The organism is Citrobacter rodentium NBRC 105723 = DSM 16636 (genome assembly GCF_021278985.1).
Lineage (GTDB): Bacteria > Pseudomonadota > Gammaproteobacteria > Enterobacterales > Enterobacteriaceae > Citrobacter_A > Citrobacter_A rodentium.
Genome location: NZ_CP082833.1, coordinates 1,288,551 through 1,312,382, shown reverse-complemented (window position 1 = coordinate 1,312,382; position 23,832 = coordinate 1,288,551). Strand labels below are relative to the sequence as shown.

At 58.6% G+C, this 23,832-nt stretch carries 19 protein-coding genes and 1 pseudogene; 14 read left to right on the top strand and 6 right to left on the bottom strand.

All coding sequences use genetic code 11. The annotated features are described in order from the left end of the window. Positions 1-139: 139 nt before the first annotated feature. The gene (locus K7R23_RS06185; protein WP_012908017.1) at positions 140-1,855 is read left to right on the top strand and encodes a solute:sodium symporter family transporter; all 1,716 of its coding nucleotides are present in this window, start codon (positions 140-142) and stop codon (positions 1,853-1,855) included. After that, a complete protein-coding gene (locus tag K7R23_RS06180; RefSeq protein ID WP_012908018.1) occupies positions 1,852-3,345 on the top strand; it encodes a sulfatase-like hydrolase/transferase in 1,494 nt (497 codons plus the stop codon). The genes K7R23_RS06185 and K7R23_RS06180 overlap by 4 nt, the downstream gene beginning before the upstream one ends. A 66-nt stretch (positions 3,346-3,411) precedes the next feature. On the opposite strand, the gene K7R23_RS06175 is transcribed toward K7R23_RS06180, so the two are convergent. Further along, positions 3,412-3,861 carry a hypothetical protein gene (locus tag K7R23_RS06175; protein WP_012908019.1) on the bottom strand — a complete coding sequence of 150 codons (450 nt, stop codon included), beginning with the start codon at positions 3,859-3,861 and terminating at the stop codon, positions 3,412-3,414. 103 nt (positions 3,862-3,964) lie between these two features. Here K7R23_RS06175 and K7R23_RS06170 point away from each other — a divergent pair, with 103 nt between their 5' ends. From K7R23_RS06170 to K7R23_RS06160, 3 genes are read left to right on the top strand one after another with little or no spacing between them, the layout of a single operon-like run. After that, complete coding sequence (locus tag K7R23_RS06170; protein ID WP_012908020.1) at positions 3,965-4,312, top strand: YidH family protein; 348 nt, start codon at positions 3,965-3,967, stop codon at positions 4,310-4,312. Continuing rightward, the gene (locus K7R23_RS06165; RefSeq protein ID WP_012908021.1) at positions 4,302-4,664 is read left to right on the top strand and encodes a DUF202 domain-containing protein; all 363 of its coding nucleotides are present in this window, start codon (positions 4,302-4,304) and stop codon (positions 4,662-4,664) included. Before K7R23_RS06170 ends, K7R23_RS06165 begins: the two co-directional genes overlap by 11 nt. Then, a complete protein-coding gene (locus tag K7R23_RS06160; RefSeq protein WP_012908022.1) occupies positions 4,661-5,773 on the top strand; it encodes an anaerobic sulfatase maturase in 1,113 nt (370 codons plus the stop codon). The genes K7R23_RS06165 and K7R23_RS06160 overlap by 4 nt, the downstream gene beginning before the upstream one ends. A 53-nt stretch (positions 5,774-5,826) precedes the next feature. On the opposite strand, the gene dsdA is transcribed toward K7R23_RS06160, so the two are convergent. Both dsdA and dsdX read right to left on the bottom strand, forming a co-directional pair. Then, positions 5,827-7,149, bottom strand: a complete 1,323-nt coding sequence (gene dsdA, locus K7R23_RS06155; protein ID WP_012908023.1) for a D-serine ammonia-lyase — start codon at positions 7,147-7,149, stop codon at positions 5,827-5,829. 17 nt (positions 7,150-7,166) lie between these two features. Then, on the bottom strand, positions 7,167-8,504 hold the full coding sequence (gene dsdX, locus K7R23_RS06150) for a D-serine transporter DsdX (RefSeq protein WP_012908024.1): 1,338 nt from the start codon (positions 8,502-8,504) through the stop codon (positions 7,167-7,169). A gap of 229 nt (positions 8,505-8,733) precedes the next feature. Here dsdX and dsdC point away from each other — a divergent pair, with 229 nt between their 5' ends. Then, positions 8,734-9,663, top strand: a complete 930-nt coding sequence (dsdC, locus tag K7R23_RS06145; RefSeq protein WP_012908025.1) for a DNA-binding transcriptional regulator DsdC — start codon at positions 8,734-8,736, stop codon at positions 9,661-9,663. Positions 9,664-9,680: 17 nt separating this feature from the next. Here dsdC and emrD read toward each other — a convergent pair whose 3' ends face one another. The 3 genes from emrD to tisB all read right to left on the bottom strand — a co-directional run bounded on the left by emrD (position 9,681) and on the right by tisB (position 12,276). Further along, positions 9,681-10,865, bottom strand: a complete 1,185-nt coding sequence (gene emrD, locus K7R23_RS06140; protein WP_012908026.1) for a multidrug efflux MFS transporter EmrD — start codon at positions 10,863-10,865, stop codon at positions 9,681-9,683. A 369-nt stretch (positions 10,866-11,234) separates the two neighbouring features. Next, positions 11,235-12,068, bottom strand: coding sequence for a DMT family transporter (locus K7R23_RS06135; protein WP_012908027.1), 834 nt, complete (start codon positions 12,066-12,068; stop codon positions 11,235-11,237). A gap of 118 nt (positions 12,069-12,186) precedes the next feature. Beyond that, positions 12,187-12,276, bottom strand: a complete 90-nt coding sequence (tisB, locus tag K7R23_RS06130; RefSeq protein WP_012908028.1) for a type I toxin-antitoxin system toxin TisB — start codon at positions 12,274-12,276, stop codon at positions 12,187-12,189. Between the two features lie 524 nt (positions 12,277-12,800). Between tisB and ivbL the strand changes: the two genes are divergently transcribed. From ivbL to K7R23_RS06090, 8 genes and pseudogenes are all read left to right on the top strand, one after another. Next, a complete protein-coding gene (ivbL, locus tag K7R23_RS06125) occupies positions 12,801-12,899 on the top strand; it encodes an ilvB operon leader peptide IvbL (RefSeq protein ID WP_012908030.1) in 99 nt (32 codons plus the stop codon). Positions 12,900-13,005: 106 nt separating this feature from the next. Next, entirely contained in the window at positions 13,006-14,700 is a 1,695-nt protein-coding gene (gene ilvB, locus K7R23_RS06120; protein ID WP_012908031.1) for an acetolactate synthase large subunit, read from the top strand. 3 nt (positions 14,701-14,703) lie between these two features. Beyond that, complete coding sequence (gene ilvN / locus K7R23_RS06115) at positions 14,704-14,994, top strand: acetolactate synthase small subunit (protein ID WP_012908032.1); 291 nt, start codon at positions 14,704-14,706, stop codon at positions 14,992-14,994. A gap of 85 nt (positions 14,995-15,079) precedes the next feature. Then, positions 15,080-15,673, top strand: a complete 594-nt coding sequence (gene uhpA / locus K7R23_RS06110; RefSeq protein ID WP_012908033.1) for a response regulator transcription factor UhpA — start codon at positions 15,080-15,082, stop codon at positions 15,671-15,673. Next, positions 15,670-17,172 carry a signal transduction histidine-protein kinase/phosphatase UhpB gene (uhpB, locus tag K7R23_RS06105; protein ID WP_012908034.1) on the top strand — a complete coding sequence of 501 codons (1,503 nt, stop codon included), beginning with the start codon at positions 15,670-15,672 and terminating at the stop codon, positions 17,170-17,172. Before uhpA ends, uhpB begins: the two co-directional genes overlap by 4 nt. 8 nt (positions 17,173-17,180) lie before the next feature. Then, entirely contained in the window at positions 17,181-18,509 is a 1,329-nt protein-coding gene (uhpC, locus tag K7R23_RS06100) for an MFS transporter (protein WP_012908035.1), read from the top strand. 140 nt (positions 18,510-18,649) lie between these two features. Then, positions 18,650-20,041 carry a hexose-6-phosphate:phosphate antiporter gene (uhpT, locus tag K7R23_RS06095; RefSeq protein WP_012908036.1) on the top strand — a complete coding sequence of 464 codons (1,392 nt, stop codon included), beginning with the start codon at positions 18,650-18,652 and terminating at the stop codon, positions 20,039-20,041. A gap of 167 nt (positions 20,042-20,208) precedes the next feature. Next, a pseudogene (locus K7R23_RS06090) lies at positions 20,209-23,821 on the top strand (RHS repeat-associated core domain-containing protein). The last annotated feature ends 11 nt before the right edge of the window (positions 23,822-23,832 follow it).

Below are 23,832 nucleotides of genomic sequence, written 5' to 3'. Positions count from 1 at the left end.
ACAACCTGAACATAACAGAAAAAGATCCGTTCAGGGATATGACGTAGGTACTTTAAGAAATCTGTCTGCCTGAACCGGCATGTAATACCTCTTCCTGACTCTGAGGCCGCCGGGACATAAACAATAAAAGGGCTAAGAGATGAATACGCTACAAATTATGAGCTTTGTCGGCTTTACGCTATTGGTGGCGGCGATCACCTGGTGGAAGGTACGCAAAACGGATACCGGATCGCAACAAGGGTATTTTCTGGCAGGACGTTCGCTGAAGGCGCCGGTAATCGCCGCGTCGCTGATGTTGACCAACCTCTCCACCGAACAGCTGGTGGGCCTTTCCGGGCAGGCTTACAAAAGCGGGATGTCGGTGATGGGCTGGGAAGTGACCTCCGCCGTCACTTTAATCTTCCTGGCGCTGATTTTCCTGCCGCGCTATCTGCAGCGCGGTATCGCCACCATTCCCGACTTTCTCGAAGAACGCTATGACAAAACCACGCGCATTATTATCGATTTCTGTTTCCTGATCGCAACCGGCGTCTGCTTTCTGCCGATCGTGCTCTATTCCGGCGCGCTGGCGCTAAACAGCCTGTTTCATATCAGCGAATCGCTGCACATTTCCCACGGCGCGGCGATCTGGCTGCTGGTGATTTTGCTGGGGCTGGCGGGGATACTTTATGCGGTAATCGGCGGACTGCGGGCTATGGCGGTAGCGGATTCGATTAACGGCATCGGCCTGGTGATTGGCGGCCTGCTGGTGCCGGTATTTGGTTTGATAGCGATGGGAAAAGGTAGCTTTTTACAGGGCATCGAACAGCTCACCACCGTACACGCGGAGAAACTCAACTCCATCGGCGGCGCGAACGATCCACTGCCCATCGGCGCGGCGTTTACCGGCCTGATTCTGGTGAATACCTTCTACTGGTGTACTAATCAGGGCATTGTCCAGCGCACGCTGGCTTCGAAGAGCCTGGCGGAAGGGCAAAAGGGGGCGTTATTAACCGCCGTGCTGAAAATGCTCGCCCCGCTGGTTCTGGTATTGCCGGGGCTGATTGCCTTTCATCTGTATCAGGATTTGCCGAAAGCGGATATGGCTTATCCGACGCTGGTCAATAACGTCCTGCCGGTTCCGCTGGTCGGATTCTTTGGCGCGGTGTTATTTGGCGCAGTTATCAGCACTTTCAACGGCTTTCTTAACAGCGCCAGCACCTTATTCAGCATGGGGATCTACCAGCGCATTATTAACCAGGATGCCAAACCGGAGCAGTTAGTGCGCGTCGGGCGTAAATTTGGTTTCTTTATTGCGATTATTTCCGTGCTGGTGGCGCCGTGGATCGCCAACGCGCCGGAAGGGCTTTATAGCTGGATGAAACAGCTTAACGGTATCTACAACGTACCGCTGGTGACCATTATCATCATGGGCTTTTTCTTCCCGCGCATTCCCGCGCAGGCGGCAAAGGTGGCGATGGCGCTGGGAATTGTCAGCTACATCACCATCAACTACCTGGTGAAGTTCGACTTTCACTTCCTCTATGTCCTGGCCTGCACCTTCTGTCTCAACGTGGTGGTGATGCTTATTATCGGCCTGATAAAGCCGCGCGCTACGCCATTTAAATTCCAGGATGCGTTTGCCGTGGATATGCAGCCGTGGAAAAACGCCAAGATCGCCTCCGTTGGCATCCTGTTCGCCATGATTGGCGTCTATGCCGGCCTCGCGCAATTTGGCGGCTACTCCACGCGGTGGCTCACCGTTTTCTGCTACACCGTTACGGCGGGAGTGGTGCTTTATCTGTTTTACAGCAGCTGGCAGGCCCGCCGTTCTGCTGGCGCGAACTGTCTTTCCGACGCTAAGGATAACCTATGACCCGGCCTAATTTTCTGTTCATTATGACCGATACCCAGGCGACCAATATGGTGGGTTGCTACAGCGGTAAGCCGCTGAATACCAATAATATTGATCGTCTTGCCGCCGAAGGCATCCGCTTTAATTCCGCCTACACCTGCTCGCCGGTGTGTACGCCTGCCCGCGCGGGATTGTTTACCGGCATCTACGCAAACCAGTCCGGTCCGTGGACCAATAACGTTGCGCCGGGAAAGAACATCTCCACCATGGGGCGCTACTTTAAGGATGCCGGTTATCACACCTGCTATATCGGGAAGTGGCACCTCGACGGGCATGACTATTTTGGTACAGGCGTCTGCCCTTCCGAATGGGATGCCGATTACTGGTACGATGGCGCTAATTATCTGGCGGAGCTGACGGAAGAAGAGATTGGTTTGTGGCGTAACGGACTGAACAGTATCGAAGATTTACAGGCTAATAATATTGATGAAACCTTCACCTGGGCGCACCGTATCAGCAACCGGGCGGTGGATTTTCTTCATCAGCCTGCACGCGCTGACCAGCCCTTCCTGATGGTTGTCTCCTATGATGAGCCGCACCATCCGTTTACCTGTCCGGTAGAGTATTTACAGAAGTATCAGGATTTCTATTACGATCTTGGGGCGAAAGCGCGCGATACGCTGGCGAATAAACCTGAACATCACCGCCTGTGGTCGCAGGCGATGCCGTCGCCGGTGGGCGATGACGGGCGCTATCACCATCCGCTCTATTTTGCCTGCAACGACTTTGTTGATGACCAGATTGGCCGGGTGATCAACGCCCTGACGCCGGAGCAGCAGGCGAATACCTGGGTGATTTACACCTCCGATCACGGCGAGATGATGGGCGCGCATCGGCTGATCAGTAAAGGCGCGGCGATGTACGATGACATTACCCGCATTCCTTTGATTATCCGTCCGCCGCAGGGGGAGCATCGTCAGGTGGATACGCCGGTCAGCCATATTGATTTGCTGCCTACCATGATGGCGCTGGCCGGGATAGACAAACCGGCTATTTTGCCGGGTGGAAATATTCTGGCGGCGGATTCGCCGCGCGGCGTGATGGTAGAATTCAACCGTTATGAGATTGAACACGACAGCTTTGGCGGGTTTATTCCGGTGCGCTGCTGGGTGACGGAGGAGTATAAACTGGTGCTCAATCTGTTCACCAGCGATGAACTGTATGACCGGCGTAACGATCCGGATGAGCTGAATAACCTGATTGATGCGCCTGGATTCGCCGACGTTCGCAACACGATGCACGATGCGCTACTGGATTATATGGATAAAATCCGCGACCCGTTCCGCACCTACCAGTGGAGCCTGCGCCCGTGGCGAAAAGAGGCGCAGCCGCGCTGGATGGGCGCTTTCCGGCCACGTCCTGAAGATGGCTATTCACCTGTGGTGCGTGATTACGATACCGGTTTACCCACTCAGGGGGTGAAAGTGGAGGAGAAAAAGCAGAAGTTCTGACTACACTGTTCGCTTGCCCGGCCTGAATGGGGTCGCCCCGGCAGGCCGGATTATCCGGCTGGATCGTTAAAAAAGTGAGCCGCCGCTGAGCCAGGAACAAACCACGAGAAACAGTACAATTACGCAGAATATTGCCAGACCAAACAACAACGCATGGAAGGCGAGCGTACCGCCGCCGAAGATGAGCGCGCCTCTGACGCTCCACAGACTTTCTTTACGCATACCGCCGATGAAAGCGCAGATAAGCGCGATGATGGCGAGCGCAACCTCCGTACCATGCATAATTTTATCCATATCCGCAGCGCGTTCATTTGCCGCGGCTGGCAGGGTTTCACCATTAAGCCCGGCAATAATGCCTTTTTTAACGGCGGATACCTGTTCTGCAATGACATTCTCCAGGCGCGGGCGCGGAGGAGTAAACGGACCAAAAGAGAAGTGAAAAAGAGTGATAATGAGCGCAACGGCGCCAAACAGCATTCCCGCGGCGCTGGTTTTATTTTGCGATATGATTTCCATTCGACCTCCTTGTGTAACGGCACAAGCGTATCACTGATATGGCAATCGAAATTCCTAAAATGAAAAGAACCCGGCTATTGAAACCTGATGCAAAGGAGTCCTGATGAAAATTTCCCGCCTCGGAGAAGCGCCGGACTACCGCTTCTCGCTGGCAAACGAGCGCACTTTTTTAGCCTGGATCCGCACCGCGCTGGGTTTTCTGGCGGCGGGCGTGGGCCTTGACCAGCTCGCGCCGGAGTTCGCCACGCCGGTCATTCGTGAACTGCTGGCGCTGCTGCTGTGCCTGTTTTCGGGCGGGCTGGCGATTTATGGCTATCTGCGCTGGCTGCGCAACGAAAAGGCCATGCGCCTGAAGGAAGATTTACCCTATACCCACAGCCTGCTGATTGTCAGTCTGATTTTGATGATCGTGGCGGTGATTGTGATGACGCTGGTGCTGTATGCCGGATAGCCGGAAAGCGCGGCGCATTGCCGATCCCGGACTGCAACCCGAGCGCACGTCGCTGGCCTGGTTTCGCACTCTGCTGGGTTATGGCGCGCTGATGGCGCTGGCGGTAAAACATAACTGGCACCAGGCCGGATTCCTGTTCTGGGTCTCTCTTGCGGTGCTGGCTGTGGTGGCGATCATTCTCTGGCGCTATACCCTCAGTCGTAACCTGATGGACGTAACGCACTCAGATTTTTCACAAACTCGCGTGGTTCGTGACAAATTTATGATCTCCCTCGCGGTGTTATCGCTCGCAATACTGTTTGCTGTTACGCACATTCGCCAACTTATCGTATTTGTCAGGAATCTCGTATGACAGGATGTCAGGTCATGGTCAAGCCGGCCAGCTCACGTTGTAACCTGGATTGTCGTTACTGTTTTTATATTGATAAACCCACTCAACCGGTCATGGATGACGCCACGCTTACGGCATTTATTCAGCAACATATTGCCGCGCAGCCGGGGCCGGAAGTGCTGTTTGCCTGGCAGGGGGGAGAACCGACGCTGTGCGGGCTGGAATTTTTCCAGCGCGTGGTGACATTACAAAAGCAGTATGGCAAAGGGAAACAGATCCACAACACCTTCCAGACTAACGGTATTTTACTCAACGACGACTGGTGCCGTTTTCTGCGCGATAACGGCTGGCTGGTGGGGCTATCGCTGGATGGTCCGGCTGAGTTTCACGACGCGTATCGCGTCAGCCGAAGCGGAAAACCAACCCATCATAAGGTCATCAACGCGCTGAAGAAACTGGTCGCGCATCGCGTAGAGTTCAACCTGCTGGTGGTGATCAATCGCCTGAACAGCCAGCAGCCGGAGCAGATGTACCGTTACCTCCGCCAGCTGGGTACGCCGTTTCTGCAATTTATTCCGCTGGTGGAGCATGACGAGAACGGCGCGCTGACCGCCGGGTCGGTACAGCCGCAGGCGTGGGGCGCGTTTCTGAGTCGGGTATTCGATCTGTGGGTGCGGGAAGATATTGGTCGCGTCTATATCCAGCTTTTCGATTCGACCCTCGGCGTATGGTGCGGCTATCCGTCGCAGACGTGCGTGTTAAGCGAAACCTGCGGTCACGCGTTTGCGCTGGAAGCGAACGGCGATCTCTATCAGTGCGACCATTATGTCTATCCGCAACACCTGCTGGGCAATATTCATCGCACGCCGTTGCGAGAACTGAACGCCAGCCCGCAGGCGAAGGCGTTTGGCCAGCGTAAAAAAACCACCCTTAATGCGGCCTGTCAAAGCTGCGCCTGGCGGAAGTTCTGTCATGGCGACTGCCCTAAACATCGGGATGCAGCAGGAATAAGCCGGTTATGCGCGGGATATCAGGCCTTTTTTGTCCATACCGCGCCCCATATGCGGGTGATGCGCGATCTGCTCAAACAGCATCGCTCGCCGATGGAGCTGATGGCTATGCTGCGGTAGAGGAAAAGCAGGCCGGATAAGCGCAGCGCCATCCGGCATGTTTCGGCGTGAAATTAACGCCCTTTCGCGAGGTATTGTTCCATTTCTGCTTCCGGCACCATGCCGCCGCCGGTTGCCCAGACCAGATGCGTCGCGTTACCGAGCTGCGACGGCGTGAAGCCATGCATCCGCAGGTAGTCCGCTGAGGCGCAGACGCGTTGCGGTCCGGCCATTCCCGCCAGCGCCGACGGTTCCAGACGGATATTTTCCTCCTGCGCCAGCCAGCCCAGCATGTCGTACATCGTCCGATCGTCAAGGGTGTACAGGCCATCCAGCAGGCGCTCCATCGCCCGGCCAACGAAGCCCGATGCGCGCCCCACGGCCAGCCCGTCGGCCGCCGTCAGGTTATCGATGCCAATGTCCTGTACGGAGATGGCATCATGCAGGCCGGTATACACGCCAAGCAGCATACACGGCGAATGGGTCGGCTCGGCGAAAAAGCAGTGAACGTTGTCGCCGAAGGCCAGCTTGAGACCAAACGCCACCCCGCCCGGGCCGCCGCCCACGCCGCACGGCAGATAGACAAACAGCGGGCGATCTGCGTCGACCACGCGCCCCTGTTTTTCAAACTGTGCCTTCAGACGCTGCCCGGCCACCGCATAGCCTAAAAACAGGGTGCGCGAGTTTTCATCGTCAATAAAGAAGCAGTTCGGGTCGGACTCCGCCGCCTTGCGCCCCTGTTCCACCGCCACGCCGTAATCTTCTTCATACTCAACCACGGTAACGCCGTGGCTGCGCAGTCTGGCCTTTTTCCACGCGCGGGCGTCGGCGGACATATGCACCGTCACCTTAAAGCCGATGCGGGCGCTCATGATGCCGATCGACAGTCCAAGATTGCCCGTTGATCCCACCGCGATGCTGTACTGGCTGAAGAAAGCTTTGAACTCCGGGTTGAGAAGTACGCTGTAGTCGTCTTCTGTGGTCAACAGACCGGCCTCCAGCGCCAGTTTTTCCGCATGGGTCAGCACTTCATAAATACCGCCGCGGGCTTTAATGGAACCGGAGATTGGCAGATGACTATCTTTTTTCAGCAGGATCTCGCCGTTGATGGCCTGACCATACTCTTTTTCCAGCCGCAGCTGCATCGCCGGAATCGCCACTACGTCAGACTCGATAATCCCCCCGCTGACGGCGGTTTCCGGGAAGGCTTTAGCAAGATACGGCGCAAAGCGGGCCAGCCGGGCGTGCGCGCCTTTAACGTCGGCTTCCGTTAATCCAACGTAAGGTAAACCTTCCGCAAGAGAAGTCGTGGCAGGGTTAAACCAGGTGGTTTCTTTCAGCTCCACCAGATCCTCTACCAGAGGATAACGGGTAATGAGTTGTTGAATGTTTTCCATAGTACGTCTCTTTGCATTCAGATGATAAAGGAAAGCAGGAATGTGCAGGCCAGCGCAATGACCGAGGCGATAAATGTCGCGGTCGTATAGTATTTGAACGTTTCATTCAGCGTTGCGCCGCAGTACTGCTTCACCAGCCAGAAGAGGGAATCGGTGACGATCGTGCAGCCAATCGCGCCAGAACCGATGGCAATGGCGATGATCTCCGGGCTGACGCCGGGATAGAGCGGCAGCATCGGGGCGACAATCGCCGTTGCGCCCATCATCGCCACGGTGGCGGAACCGACCGCCGCGTGAAGAATCAGCGCCACCAGCCAGGCCAGCAGAATTGGGTGCATATCCATGTTCGAGAGGAGCACCGCCAGCGTATCCGCCAGTCCGCTGCTTTTGAGGATCGCATTGAACGCGCCGCCTGCGCCGATAATCAGCAGGATATTGGCAATCGAACCAAAGCCGTTTTCGGTATGGGTCAGCATCTCACCCATGCTCATCTGCTGGCGCAGGCCGAGGATGTAATAGGCTACGAAGACGGCGATGAACATAGCGGTGATCGGGTTGCCGATAAACTCCAGTAGCGTATAGAGGGTACTGCCTTTGGTCATATTCAGCTCAGCGACGGTTTTTACCAGCATCAGGCCAATGGGCAGCAGAATGGTAAACAGCGTTGCGCCTAAAGATGGCAGCGTGCTTTCTTCACGCACCTTAAGGTCGGCGAACTCGGCCGGTACTGCCTTAAACGGCAGGCGGTTGCCGAGAAACTTGAGGAAAAGCGGTCCGCCGATCAGCGATGCCATCAGCCCGACCAGCAGTCCGTAAACGATCACCGAACCTATATCCGCGCCCAGTTTATTCGCGACAAACAGCGCCGCCGGATGCGGCGGCACCACACAGTGGACGGCCATCAGCGCGGTACAGAGAGGGATGGCGAGCTTAAGCAGCGAAGTATTGGTTTTTTTCGCAATAGAGAACCCCAGCGGAATAAGCAGTACCACGCCCACTTCCACAAACAGCGTGATCCCGCAGATTAACCCCACCAGCACCATAATGACGTCGGCAGAGAGCCAGCGGCAGCGCTGGAGTGTCAGCCCGATTCGCTCCGCCGCGCCGGAAACCTCCATCATTTTGCCGAGAATGGTGCCCAGGCCGATAACCGCAGCCAGGAAGCCCAGCGTACTGCCAATACCGTTTTCAACGGCATTGACCATGTCCAGCGGTCCCATACCCATCATGATCCCCACGAAGAAGCTGGCGAGCAGCAGCGCCAGAAACGGGTGGAATTTGAATTTCACGATGGTCAATACAATTAACACGATGCTTACCAGCAGCGTGCTCACAACCCAGATTTGAGAGTGCATATCTCACCTTGCCCTGTGATTTATCTCCCTCCATTGGATAAAAAAACAGCGCGTGCTGACAAACGATATAAATATGCCTTCACATGAATCAGATTGAATCAAACAGGTGATACAGGTCGAAAAAAGGTGCTTATTTGCGAGGTGATTCACTATGGCTCATCTTATTGCTGAATTTTTGCGCTCGATTTTTTACACTTTACCAATGACTTTCTGTACTACCGAGGCAACAATGGAACCCGTTCGCGAGGGACGTAACCGGCTACTGAACGGCTGGCAGCTCTCTAAACTCTACACTTTCGAAGTGGCGGCCCGGCATCAATCGTTCGCGATGGCGGCTGAGGAACTCTCTCTTACGCCGGGCGCCATCAGCCATCGTATTAACCAACTTGAAGAGGAGCTGGGCATTCAGCTGTTTGTGCGGTCGCACCGTAAAGTTGAGCTGACCCATGAAGGCAAGCGGGTGTTCTGGGCGCTAAAGACATCGCTGGATACGCTGAACCAGGAAATTCTCGATATCAAAAATCAGGAGCTGTCCGGCACCCTGACCGTCTATTCGCGACCGTCGATTGCGCAATGCTGGCTGGTGCCCGCGCTGGGTGATTTTACCCGCCGCTACCCCGCTATTTCTCTGACGATCCTCACCGGAAACGACAACGTTAACCTACAGCGAGCCGGGGTCGATCTGGCGATCTACTTCGACGATGGGCCGTCGGCGCAGTTGACTCACCATTTTTTGATGGATGAGGCCATTCTGCCGGTATGCACGCCGGACTACGCGCGTCGCTTCGGGTTAGACGGGCGGTTGGCCAGCCTGCGTCACTGTACGCTACTGCACGATCGCCAGGCGTGGAGCAATGATTCGGGAACCGATGAGTGGTTCAGCTGGGCGCGGCATTTTGAGGTGACTTTGCCGCAATCGTCGGGAATTGGTTTCGATCGCTCTGATTTAGCGGTCATTGCCGCGATGAATCATATTGGCGTGGCGATGGGGCGGAAGCGGCTGGTGCAGAAACGTCTGGAGAGCGGCGAACTGGTGGCCCCGTTCGGTGAGATGACGTTAACCTGCCATCAGCATTACTACATGACGACATTGCCCGGCAGGCAGTGGCCGAAAATCGAGGCGTTTATCGGCTGGCTGCACGAACAGGCCGGACGGTAAATCCGGCCATGCCTGGGTTAAATTGCCTGTCCCTGATGCGACACGCGCGCCGCCAGCGGCAGCCAGCAGAGTAAAATCAGCAGCCCCATCAGGGTCATTAAAAGACCGAGGCTACCCTGACCGGTCTGTGGCAGCATCGCCGAAAGCCAGGCAAGCACCCCGGAACCGATGTTTTGCAGGCCGCCGACCAGCGCGCCCGCCGTACCGGCGAGGAACGGAAACGGCTCCATCGCGCCGCTGGTCGCCAGCGGGAACAGCATCCCGGCGCCGAAGAAAAACAGCGCGGCGGGGATCAGCAGCGTCCAGACGTTCATCACCCCGAACCAGCCGGGGATCCACATCATCAGCCCCGCCAGCAGACAGCTCATCACCGACTGCCACATCAGCGTGGCGAAACGCTTGTTTGGCCGACCGGCAAACCACGCGCCGAAAAAGGCCGCCGGAATAGGCAGAATAAACAGGATACTGACCACCATACTGCTTAAGCCTAACACTGCGCCCATCAGCACCCCGGAACAGGCTTCAAACACCGCGATTCCGGCCAGACCGCCGATTAGCATCAGCAGATAGCAGTTAAACGCGCCGTTGCCAAACAGGGTCTTATAGCTGGCGATAAGCCGCGTGCGCGGCGCATCAGCCGGGCGGGTTTCCGGCATCCAGCGCGCCATGCTGAAGGTGACACCCGCGCAGAGGACGAGCAGAAAAGCGTAACAGGCGCGCCAGTTCCACATTGTATCCAGCATCCCGCCAATCAGCGGCGCCAGCAGCGGGCTGACCAGAATCCCCATATTCAGCAGGCTGTTGGCGTGGCGCAGCTGTGTGCCTTCATACAGATCGCGCGGCAGGGTACGCGCCATCACCCCGCCGACGCCGGTGCCCATTCCCTGTAGCGCGCTGGCGGCAATCAATACCGTCAGGCTGTGGGTGGTTATGGCGATGAGGGTGGCAAGCATAAAAACGGTCATACCGATGAGGCTCACCGGGCGGCGACCCACGCGATCAGACAGCGGGCCATAGAACAGTTGCGACACGCCGTAGGTCAGCAGATAGGCCGCCATCACGCTCTGAACCGCGCCTTCGCGAACGTTCAGGTCGCGCGCCATATCGGCGATGGCGGGGATATAAATGGTTTGCGCCATCTGACCCACAGCCACAAGTAATACCAACATCAACAACAAATTGACGCTTCTCTGCCTTTTCATTTCGCTGATTACTTTTAAAAAAGATGAAAATTAAGGATAAGGTGCTGCATTACGCCGCAAATTCGAGTGAAATCTACCACACAAAAAGCAGAAGGCCAGTTTGCAGGCTGGAATGTATAAGCGGGGAACGGCAGGAAATGTAAACAAATAGCGGCAATAAATGTTGCCGGACTGCAATGGGCGATCCGCTGGCTGCAAAATGTGATTCGTAGGCTGGATAAGGCGTAGCCGCCATCCGACAAAATGCCCGGTGGCGCTGTCGCTTACCGGGCCTACGGATTACAAACCACAAACCACAAACCACAAACCACAAACCACAAACCGTAGGCCGGATAAGGCGTAGCCGCCATCCGGCAAGCAGAGCGGCCCTCACGACAGGCGTAACAGAATCGCCCCGGCAGCGATCCCACCGGCGGCGACCAGCCGCAGGCCCGCCACCCGCTCTTTCAGCAGCAGCCAGGCGATCAGCGCGCCAAACAGAATTGAAGTTTCCCGCAGCGCGGCGACCACCGCCAGCGGCGCCTGGGTCATTACCCACAGCGCCAGTCCGTAAGAGCCCATTGTGCCAATGCCGCCGAAAATCCCTTTCTTCCAGTGCTGCGCCAGATAGCGCGCCGCTTCACGCCGCCGGGCCACCATCGCCCAGCCCAGCAGACATGAACCGTTGAGGAAAAAGGTCCACAGCGTATAGCCCAGCGCGGTTTCCGACACCCTGACCCCGGTGCCGTCAACCAGCGTATAACCGGCGATAAAGCAGGCGTTAATCAGTGCCAGCACAATGCCGCGCTGCGAACTGGCGCGACCATTAAAAGCCATCCCGAGGATCGCCAGGCAGATCACCGCGATGCCCGCCCATGCCACTGACGACAGGCTGTCGCCGAGGAACAGTACGCTGATTATCGCCACCAGCAGCGGCGCGGTGCCGCGCATCAGCGGATAGGTCTGGCTCATATCCGAAACCTGGTAGGTTCGGGCGACCAGCACGGTGTAGATCACCTGGAGCGCGGTGGATGCGGCTAAAAACGGGATGCTGGCAGTGGAAGGCTGCGGCGCGAACGGCAGGAAAATCAGCGCCATTAGCGCCGCAGAACCGCTGACGCTGATAGCCGCATACAGCTTATTGTTTCCTGCTTTGACGATAGCGTTCCAGCTGGCGTGCAGCAGCGCGGCAAACAGCAAAATGCAGAAAACGGAAAGGGTCATGATTCAGGCATCGTTAGCGGACGTCATAAAAACGTAACATAACCCGCAGGCGTAAGCATCTGCCAGATGTGAAAGGGGAGCGGTTGCCCGCTCCCCTTTGGTGCGGCTTGAATCTGAATCACTTAAAGTATTTCAGAACAGCATCAAGCAGTTGCATCACTGCAACAATGAGTTTCAGGATAAGAATAATAATATCCACGAGGCTCATACGCGTCTCCTCTGGTAAAAGGAGCACGGTGCTGACGTGCCTTTCCGCCGCCTGTTGCCAGCACCTTTGTTGACATAACACAGTGTGCTCACCGGGGGGGGTTAAGGCGCTGACGGCACCACCCGTTTCAGCCAGGACTTAGTTGCGCCGGGTAACGATGCGGCCCCACCTGACACTCTGTGTACAACGTCATTATAGATAAACACTGTATGGATGAACAGTAATTTATGGACAGAAGAAAACTTCTGGTCCATACTCAAAAACGTCAAAATTCGCGCCGAAATTGCGTGTTCGTCACAGAACGCGTATACTTTCGCTGTTGACATAACACAGTGTGCTTTGCGGCCACCAACCGCATTACGCTGAAAAACCTCGCTCCGGCGGGGTTTTTTGTTTCTGGCGCTTTTTCTTACTGAAATGTGATCGTTGACGCATTTTCGCACAGATGAATATTTTTCCATTGTCTCGCTTAACAAGCTGTGCTTGTATAAATCCTGTTAATGATTAAACAGACAAGGTCCCTAATGAACCCTTCCATGCTGACTGCGACCCTACTAAACACTGCGCCATCCAGCGCAGCGGTCGTCGTGCGTGTGGTGGTGGTCGTCGGCAATGCGCCGTAGGGTCCGGAACAACACACGATTCCAAAACCCCGCCGGCGCAAACCAGGCGGGGTTTTTCGTTTAGAGACCTGCCCGGCGCCCCGGCCAAGAAGAAAAGGACTGGAGCATGGCAAGTTCGGGCACAACATCCGCATCCACGCGTAAGCGCTTTACCGGCGCTGAATTTATCGTTCATTTCCTGGAGCGTCAGGGCATTCAGATCGTTACCGGTATTCCCGGCGGGTCGATCCTGCCCGTCTACGACGCCTTAAGCCAGAGCACGCAAATCCGCCATATCCTGGCGCGACATGAGCAGGGGGCGGGATTTATTGCTCAGGGCATGGCGCGCACCGACGGTAAACCGGCGGTTTGCATGGCCTGTAGCGGGCCGGGCGCGACTAACCTGGTCACCGCTATTGCCGATGCGCGTCTGGATTCCATTCCGCTGATCTGCATCACCGGACAGGTTCCGGCCTCGATGATCGGCACCGACGCTTTCCAGGAAGTGGACACCTACGGCATCTCTATCCCCATCACCAAACACAACTATCTGGTCAGACACATCGACGAACTTCCGCAGGTGATGAGCGACGCCTTTCGTCTCGCTCAGTCGGGACGCCCTGGCCCGGTGTGGATAGACATACCTAAGGATGTGCAAACGGCGGTATTCGAGCCAGAAGAGATCCCGGCTCCGGCGGAAAAAATGGCGGCGCCTGCCTTCAGCGAACAGCACGTTCGCGACGCGGCGGCAATGATTAACGCGGCGAAGCGTCCGGTGCTGTATCTCGGCGGCGGGGTGATCAATGCGCCTGAGCGGGTGCGCGAACTGGCGGAAAAAGCGCAGTTGCCGACCACCATGACGCTGATGGCGCTGGGCATGTTGCCGAAGGCGCATCCGTTGTCGCTGGGAATGCTGGGGATGCACGGCGCGCGCAGCACTAACTATATCCTGCAGGAGGCCGATCTGCTGGTGGTGCTGGGGGCGCGTTTTGATGACCGGGCGATTGGCAAAACCGAGCAGTTCTGCCCGAACGCCAAAATTATCCATGTGGATATCGATCGCGCCGAGCTGGGTAAAATCAAGCAGCCGCACGTGGCTATTCAGGCGGACGTGGACGAGGTGCTGGCGCAGTTAATTCCGCAGATTGAGGCGCAGCCGCGCACGGAGTGGCATCAGCTGGTGAGCGATTTGCAGCGCGAGTTTCCCTGTACCATTCCGCAGGAGAGCGATCCGCTCAGCCACTACGGGCTGATTAACGCGGTGGCCGCCTGCGTGGACGACAGCGCGATTATAACCACCGACGTGGGGCAGCACCAGATGTGGGCGGCGCAGGCGTATCCGCTGAACCGTCCGCACCAGTGGCTGACCTCCGGCGGGCTGGGCACGATGGGCTTTGGCCTGCCAGCGGCGATTGGCGCGGCGCTGGCGAACCCGGACAAGAAAGTGCTGTGCTTCTCCGGCGACGGCAGCCTGATGATGAACATTCAGGAGATGGCGACCGCCAGTGAAAACCAACTGGACGTGAAAATCATCCTGATGAACAACGAAGCGCTGGGGCTGGTGCATCAGCAGCAGAGCCTGTTCTACAAGCAGGGGGTGTTTGCCGCCACCTATCCGGGGATGATTAACTTTATGCAGATTGCCGCCGGATTTGGCCTGGAAACCTGTGATTTAAACAATGAAGCCGATCCGCAGGCGGCACTGCAGGCGATTATCAGCCGTCCGGGTCCGGCGCTGATCCACGTGCGCATTGATGCTGAAGAGAAAGTTTATCCGATGGTGCCGCCGGGCGCGGCAAATACTGAGATGGTGGGGGAATAAGCCATGCAGAAACAATCACATGAGAACGTCATTCTGGAACTCACCGTCCGCAACCACCCTGGCGTGATGACCCACGTCTGCGGGCTATTCGCCCGTCGCGCATTTAACGTCGAGGGCATTCTCTGCCTGCCGATTCAGGGCAGCGACCAGAGCCGCATCTGGCTACTGGTTAATGACGATCAGCGTCTGGAGCAGATGATCGCGCAGATCGACAAGCTGGAGGATGTGGCTAAAGTGGTGCGCAATCAGTCGGATCCCACCATGTTCAACAAAATTGCCGTGTTCTTTGAATAAAATGCTCAAGGCTTGAACGGTACGGCGCTTATGGTTAAGGTAAGCGCCTTTGCTATCCGGCAGGACCCATCGTCAGGACAAAATCATGATCACCATCGCCCTTATTGACGATCATCTTATCGTCCGCTCCGGCTTTGCGCAGCTGCTGGGGCTGGAGGCGGATTTGCAGGTTGCGGCTGAATTCGGTTCCGGTCGCGAAGCGCTGGCGGGTCTGCCGGGGCGGGGCGTGCAGGTGTGTATCTGCGACATCTCCATGCCGGACATTTCCGGGCTGGAGTTGTTAAGCCAGCTGCCGAAAGGCATGGCGACCATCATGCTTTCGGTACACGACAGCCCGGCGCTGGTGGAGCAGGCGCTGAACGCCGGGGCGCGCGGCTTCCTCTCCAAACGCTGTAGCCCCGATGAGCTGATCGCCGCGGTGCATACGGTCGCCACCGGCGGCTGCTATCTGACGCCGGATATCGCCATCAAGCTGGCGGCCGGACGCCAGGACCCGCTGACCCGACGCGAACGCCAGGTGGCGGAAAAGCTGGCTCAGGGCATGGCGGTAAAAGAGATTGCCGCCGTGCTGGGACTTTCGCCGAAAACGGTGCACGTGCACCGCGCGAATCTGATGGAAAAGCTGGGCGTCAGCAATGACGTCGAACTGGCGCGCAGGATGTTTGACGGCTGGCAATGAACACGTTTTTCTCCCGGCTGACCACCGTAGCCGCCTGCTTTTTCATCTTCTCCGCCGCCTGGTTTTGCCTGTGGAGCATCAGCCTGCATCTGGTGGAACGCCCTGAACTGGCGGTGCTGCTGTTTCCGTTCGGCCTGCGGCTGGGGATGATGCTGCAATGTCCGCGCGGCTACTGGCCGGTACTGCTGGGCGCGGAGTGGCTGCTGATCTTCTGGCTGGCGCAGGAGGTGGCGCTGGCGCATCTGCCGTTACTGGCCATCGGCAGCGTGCTGACGCTCCTGCCCGTGGCGTTAATCTCCCGCTATCGTCACCAGCGCGACTGGCGGACCTTGCTGTTGCAGGGAGGCGCGCTCGCCGCCGCCGCGCTGTTGCAGTCGCTGCCCTGGCTGGGGCAGGGCGAGGAGGCGTGGAACGCGCTGCTGCTGACGCTCACTGGCGGATTAACGCTGGCGCCGATTTGTCTGGTGTTCTGGCACTATCTGACCAGCACTACCTGGCTGCCGCTTGGCCCGGCGCTGGTTTCGCAGCCGGTGAACTGGCGCGGGCGGCACCTGATCTGGTACCTGCTGCTGTTCACCGTCAGCCTGTGGCTCCAGCTGGGATTACCCGCCGAGCTTTCCCGCTTCACGCCGTTCTGTCTGGCGCTGCCGATCATTGCTCTGGCCTGGCACTACGGCTGGCAGGGGGCGCTGATTGCCACCCTGATGAACGCCATCGCGCTGATCGTCAGCCAGACCTGGCACGATCACCCCGTGGATTTACTGCTTTCTCTGCTGGCGCAAAGCCTGACCGGGCTATTGCTTGGCGCGGGCATTCAGCGCCTGCGCGAGCTAAACCAGTCGCTGCAAAACGAACTGGCGCGCAACCACCGACTGGCGGAACGCCTGCTGGAAACCGAAGAGAGCGTGCGGCGTGACGTGGCGCGCGAGCTGCACGATGATATCGGCCAGACGATTACCGCCATCCGTACCCAGGCGGGCATTGTGCAGCGTCTGGCTGCGGAAAACGGCGGCGTGAAGCAGAGCGGACAGCTTATCGAACAGCTGTCGCTCGGCGTGTATGATTCGGTGCGTCGGTTACTGGGCCGCCTGCGCCCGCGGCAGCTGGACGATCTCACCCTTGAGAAGGCGATTCGCTCGCTGTTGCGTGAAATGGAGCTGGAAAGCCGCGGCATTATCAGCCATCTCGACTGGCGGATAGACGAAGCGGCGCTGAGCGAGAGCCAGCGGGTGACGCTGTTCAGGATCTGTCAGGAAGGGTTGAACAATATTGTCAAACACGCCAACGCCAGCGCGGTAACGCTTCAGGGCTGGCGGCAGGATGACCGGCTGATGCTGGTGATTGAGGATGACGGCAGCGGCCTGCCGCCGGGGCCGGGAGCGCAGGGATTTGGTCTGACCGGTATGCGCGAGCGCGTAACGGCGCTTGGCGGTTCGCTGACCATTTCCTGTACTCACGGCACGCGCGTCAGCGTCTCGTTGCCTCAACGTTACGCCTAAGGAGCGGCATGTTTCAGTTTTTAAAAGCGCCGGCCAGCGCGCCGCTGCTGACCGATAAGCAGGACATTGATGCCCGCTACCGCTACTGGCGGCGGCATATTCTGCTGACTATCTGGCTGGGGTACGCCCTGTTCTATTTTACCCGTAAGAGCTTTAACGCTGCGGTGCCGGAGATCCTCGTCAGCGGCGTGCTGACCCGCAGCGACATCGGCCTGTTGGCGACGCTGTTTTATATCACTTACGGCCTGTCGAAGTTTATTTCCGGCATTGTCAGCGACCGTTCCAACGCCGGCTATTTTATGGGGCTGGGGCTTATCGCTACCGGCGTGGTAAATATCCTGTTCGGTTTCTCCACCTCGCTGTGGGCATTCGCGCTGCTGTGGGCGCTGAACGCCTTTTTCCAGGGCTGGGGCGCGCCGGTCTGCGCCCGCCTGCTCACCGCCTGGTATTCGCGTAACGAACGCGGCGGCTGGTGGGCGATCTGGAACACCGCGCATAACGTCGGCGGGGCGTTGATCCCCATGGTGATGGCGGCGACCGCCCTGCACTATGGCTGGCGGGCCGGGATGATGATTGCCGGGACGCTGGCGATTATCGTCGGCATCCTGCTGTGCTGGCGTCTGCGCGACAGGCCGCAGGCGGTAGGATTGCCGCCGGTGGGTGACTGGCGGCACGATGCGCTGGAGATCGCCCAGCAGCAGGAGGGAGCCGGACTCAACCGCCAGGCGATCCTCACCCGCTATGTGTTGCTCAATCCTTACATCTGGCTGCTGTCGCTCTGTTATGTGCTGGTGTACATCGTGCGCGCGGCGATCAACGACTGGGGCAATCTGTATATGTCGGAGACGCTGGGAGTCGATCTGGTGACCGCCAATACGGCGGTGACGATGTTTGAACTGGGCGGATTTATTGGCGCGCTGGTGGCGGGCTGGGGCTCGGACAAACTGTTTAACGGCAACCGCGGGCCGATGAACCTCATCTTCGCCGCCGGAATTTTACTTTCAGTAGGGTCTTTGTGGCTGATGCCGTTCGCCAGCTATGTGATGCAGGCGGCATGCTTTTTCACTACCGGCTTCTTCGTGTTCGGCCCGCAGATGTTAATTGGCATGGCGGCGGCGGAATGCTCGCACAAAGAGGCGGCGGGCGCGGCGACCGGCTTTGTCGGGCTGTTTGCCTATCTCGGCGCGTCGCTTTCCGGTTGGCCGCTGGCGCAGGTGCTGGAGATCTGGCACTGGACGGGATTCTTCGTGGTGATCAGCATCGCGGCGGGCATTTCTGCGCTGCTGTTACTGCCGTTCCTCAACGCCCAGGCGCCGCGGGCGGCCAGCGTTACGTGATGCAGCTCACTTTTTTACGGCGATCAGGGCAAAACTAAGAAATTTTCCCGGTTTTGCCAGGACGCTGTCTCAGGCCAGTTCCTCTGCTGATTTTTACAATGCCTGCCATTCGCAGGAAAAAATTAGCTCGGGAGAGTTCTATGCTGGCCTTTCTGAATCAGGTGCGCAAGCCGACCCTGGATCTGCCGCTCGACGTGCGGCGCAAGATGTGGTTCAAACCGTTCATGCAGTCCTACCTGGTGGTCTTTATCGGCTACCTGACCATGTACCTGATCCGCAAGAATTTTAACATCGCCCAGAACGACATGATCTCCACCTACGGGCTGAGCATGACGCAGCTGGGGATGATTGGCCTCGGCTTCTCCATCACCTACGGCGTGGGGAAAACGCTGGTTTCTTACTACGCCGACGGTAAAAACACCAAGCAGTTCCTGCCGTTTATGCTGATCCTCTCCGCCATCTGTATGCTCGGTTTCAGCGCCAGCATGGGCAGCGGTTCCGTCAGCCTGTTTTTGATGATCGCATTCTACGCGCTGAGCGGCTTTTTCCAGAGTACCGGCGGCTCGTGCAGCTACTCCACCATCACCAAGTGGACGCCGCGTCGCAAGCGCGGCACCTTCCTCGGCTTCTGGAATATTTCGCATAACCTCGGCGGCGCAGGCGCGGCTGGCGTGGCGCTGTTTGGCGCGAACTACCTGTTCGACGGTCATGTCATCGGCATGTTTATCTTTCCGTCGATCATTGCGCTGATTGTGGGTTTTATCGGCCTGCGTTTCGGCAGCGATTCGCCTGAATCTTACGGCCTCGGCAAAGCTGAAGAGCTGTTCGGTGAGGAGATCAGCGGAGAGGACAAAGAGACCGAAGAAAACGAGATGAGCAAATGGCAGATCTTTGTGGAGTACGTGCTGAAAAACAAAGTGATCTGGCTGCTCTGCTTCTCGAACATTTTCCTGTACGTGGTGCGTATCGGTATCGACCAGTGGTCCACCGTCTATGCCTTCCAGGAGCTGAAGCTTTCTAAAGAGGTGGCGATTCAGGGCTTTACCCTGTTTGAAGTCGGCGCGCTGGTCGGCACGTTACTGTGGGGCTGGCTCTCTGACCTCGCCAACGGTCGCCGCGCGCTGGTGGCCTGCATCGCGCTGGCGCTGATTATCGCCACCCTGGGAGTGTACCAGCACGCCAGCAACCAGTATGTTTATCTGGCGTCGCTGTTCGCGCTCGGCTTCCTGGTGTTTGGTCCGCAGCTGCTGATCGGCGTGGCGGCCGTCGGTTTCGTCCCGAAAAAAGCGATCGGCGCCGCCGATGGTATTAAGGGCACCTTTGCGTATCTGATTGGCGACAGCTTCGCCAAGCTGGGTCTGGGGATGATTGCCGACGGCACACCGGTATTCGGACTGACCGGCTGGGCAGGCACCTTCGCCGCGCTGGATGCCGCCGCGATCGGCTGTATCTGCCTGATGGCGATGGTTGCGGTGCTGGAAGAACGCAAAATCCGCCGCGAGAAAAAGATTCGGCAGTTGAAACCCGCTTAAGTGAGTAATCAGTAACGACGTTGCCCGGCGCGATGCCGGGCTTTTTTATTTTTCTCTAAAAGTTAAAACATTTTCTGATTTTCATCTTCGCAGTCCACATCTTTCTGTTTCGTTCCTGTATACAGGTGTAAGGTGCAAATACTGACGTCTGACATAGGGATATGGTGATGAACGGAAAACCGGCGGCCCGTCAGGGCGACATGACACAGTACGGCGGGCCGATAGTTCAGGGGTCAGCGGGCGTGTTTATCGGCGCGCCCACCGGCGTCGCCTGTTCGGTCTGTCCCGGCGGCATCACCTCCGGCTCGCCGGTTAACCCCCTGTCGGGCGCCAAAGTGCTGCCCGGCGAAACGGACCTCGCCCTGCCCGGCCCGCTGCCGTTTGTCCTTTCCCGCACCTACAGCAGTTATCAGACGAAAACGCCTGCGCCTGTGAGTGTCTTCGGTCCCGGCTGGAAAGCCCCTGCTGATATCCGCCTGCAGCTTTCTGATGACGAACTTATCCTTAACGATAACGGCGGGCGCAGCATTCGCTTTGAGCCACTGTTCCCCGGTGAGACCGCCTTCAGCCGCAGCGAGTCGTTCTGGCTGGCCCGCGGCGGCGTGCTGACGCTGCATGAGAGCAACCCGCTGCACCGCCTGTGGCAGGCCCTGCCGGAGGAGATTCGCTTAAGCCCGCACATTTACCTTGCCACGAACAGCGCGCTGGGGCCGTGGTGGATTCCGGGCTGGCCTGAGCGGGTGCCGGAGGCGGATGAGGTGCTGCCCGCCCCGCTGCCGCCGTACCGGGTGCTGACCGGGCTGGCGGACCGCGCCGGGCGCACGCGGCGCGTCAGCAGGCCATTACATCCGGAATAAAAGCCCCTGAATTTCCGCAGACGGTGCCGGTTTCCGGCTACGGCGCGGACAGCGGTATCCGCCTGGAGGCGGTGTGGCTGACGCATGACCCGCAATACCCGGACAACCTGCCCGCCGCGCCGCTGGCGCGTTATGAATACACCCCGCGCGGGGAGCTGGCGGCGGTGTATGACCGGGGCGGCGTCCGGGTGCGTCAGTTTGAATACGACCCGCAGCATCCGGGACGGATGTGCGCGCACCGGTACGCCGGACGCCCGCCGGTCAGCTATCTTTACGACACCGCCCTTTACGACACCGCCGGCCGGGTGGTGGAGCAGCGTAACCCGGCGGGCCTGAGCTACCGCTACCGGTATGACAGGAACAGCGTCGTGATTACCGACAGCCTGAACCGCCGCGAAGTGCTGCACACGGAAGGCGAAGGCGGCCTGAAGCGGGTGGTGAAGAAGGCGCTGGCGGACGGCGGCTGTGTCCTCAGTGACCATGATAACGCGGGCCGCCTGCTGGCGCAGACTGACGCCACAGGGCGCAGGACAGAATACCGGATGAATGCCGGCTCCGGCCTGGTGACGGAAATTGTCACGCCTGACGGCCGGTCCGTGCGGTTCAGCTATAACGACCGGCACCAGCTCATCTCCTCCACCGGGGCGGACGGCCTGCGCAGCCGGCGGGAATATGACGACCGGGGACGGCTGACGGCAGGGACCTCCCGTCAGGGCGACACCACCCGCTGGTTTTATGATAATCCGGACAGTGAGCTGCCCTGCGCTGTGGAAGACGCCACCGGCAGCCGCAGGACGATGACCCGCAACCGTTACGGCCAGGTGCTGACCGTCACCGACTGTTCGGGATATGAAACCCGTTATGAGTATGACCGCTTCGGGCAGACCACAGCGGTTCACCATGAGGAAGGGCTGAGCGTTTACCAGGATTACGATAACCGGGGCAGACTCATCAGCCGGAAGGATATACAGGGCCGGGAGACGCGTTACGAATACAGCATCGCGGGCGACCTGACCGCCATCATTCATCCGGACGGCCGCCGCCATGAAACGCAGTATGACGCGGCGGGACAGCCGGTCAGCCTGAGCGCAGGCGGCCTGACGCGGCAGATAACATACGATGCTGCCGGGCGCGTCACCGCGCTGACGAATGAAAACGGCGCTGTCACCACGTTGACTACGACGTCATGGACCGGCTGACGGAAGAGTGCGGCTTTGACGGCCGGACACAGCGTTACGGATATGACCCCGGCGGACAGCCTGTCCGCAGCGAAGAGGGCTCCCTCATCACCCTCTGGCATTACGATGCCTCCGGTCGCCTGACGCACAGCACGGTGAACGGTGAGGAGGCTGAACGCCGGCTGTACGATGAGCGCGGCTGGCTGACGGAAATCAGCCACCCCGGCGACGGCCACCGCGTCGCGGTTCACTATGAGTATGATGATAAAGGCCGGATGCGCAGCGAGCGACAGACCGTCCACGCCCCGCAGACAAATGAACTGCTGTGGGAGCACGTCACGCAGCACGATTACCGGAACGGACTGGCGACCAGAACCACCCCTGACCACCTGCCGCCGGTGGAATGGCTGACCTACGGCAGCGGTTATCTGGCGGGGATGAAGCTCGGCGACACGCCGCTCACCGACTTCACCCGCGACCGCCTGCACCGGGAGACGCTGCGCAGCTCCGGGGCATACGAACTGGCCAGCACGTACAGCGCAGGCGGGCAGCTGCAGGGTCATACGCTGAATATAACGGAACTGAACCGGGAATACGCCTGGAGCGACGGCGGAGAGCTGGTGAGTATCCGCGGTCCCCTGCAGCAGCGGCAGTACCGGTACGACGACGCGGGACGGCTGAATCAGGTATTCCTGACCGCCACAGAAACGACAGCAGACTGGCTGACCGACCCGGCGGGCAACCGCATTGCGGACCGGCAACAGTACCCGGCGCTGCCCGCAACATGGCCGGATAACCGTATCACTGAGGACAGCCACTGGTTTTACCATCACGATGAACACGGCAGGCTGACGGAGAAGGACGAGCGGCGTATCCGCGACGGCGGCAGCCTCAGCCACCATTATCATTACGATAACCGGCACCGGCTGGTGCGTTATGTCCGCATGCAGCAGGGACAGACGCGGCTGGAAAGCCGCTACCTGTATGACCCTGTGGGCCGCCGTATAAGTAAACAGGTATGGAGAAGCACGGGCGGGAAAGACCGCCCGTCCCTCAGCCACACGCCGGAGGTGACATGGTACGGTTATGACGGCGACAGGCTGGTGACCACACAGACGGCAGACCGCCGTGTGCAGACGGTATACATGCCGGGCAGCTTCACGCCGCTGCTCAGGGCCGAAACGGAACTGGCGGAGCTGGAGAAGGCCGCCGCACACCGCACGCTGGCGCAGAAGCTCCAGCAGGAGGCGAACATGACGTTCGTGCCGGAGCTGGTAATGATGCTGGACGTGCTGGAGGGGGAGCTGCGGCGCGGAGAAGTCAGCGAGCCGAACCGGCAGTGGCTGGCGCAGTGCGGGCTGACGCCGGAGCAGATGAAGAACCAGACGGAGCCGGAATACGTGCCGCGGCGTAAAATCCACCTGTACCACTGCGACCACCGGGGCCTGCCGCTGGCGCTGATACGCCGGGACGGAGGGACGGCCTGGCAGGCGGAATATGATGAATGGGGCAACGTGCTGCGGGAGGATAACCCGGAGGGGCTGGAGCAGCTCATCCGCCTGCCGGGACAGCAGTATGATGAGGAGACGGGGCTGTACTATAACCGTCACCGCTATTACGACCCGCAGCAGGGACGGTATATCACCCAGGACCCGACTGGACTAAGAGGGGGCTGGAATCCCTATACGTATCCGTTAAATCCGTTCACAGAATCAGATCCGCTGGGATTAAGTGGATTGAGGTAAGCGTCTCATTT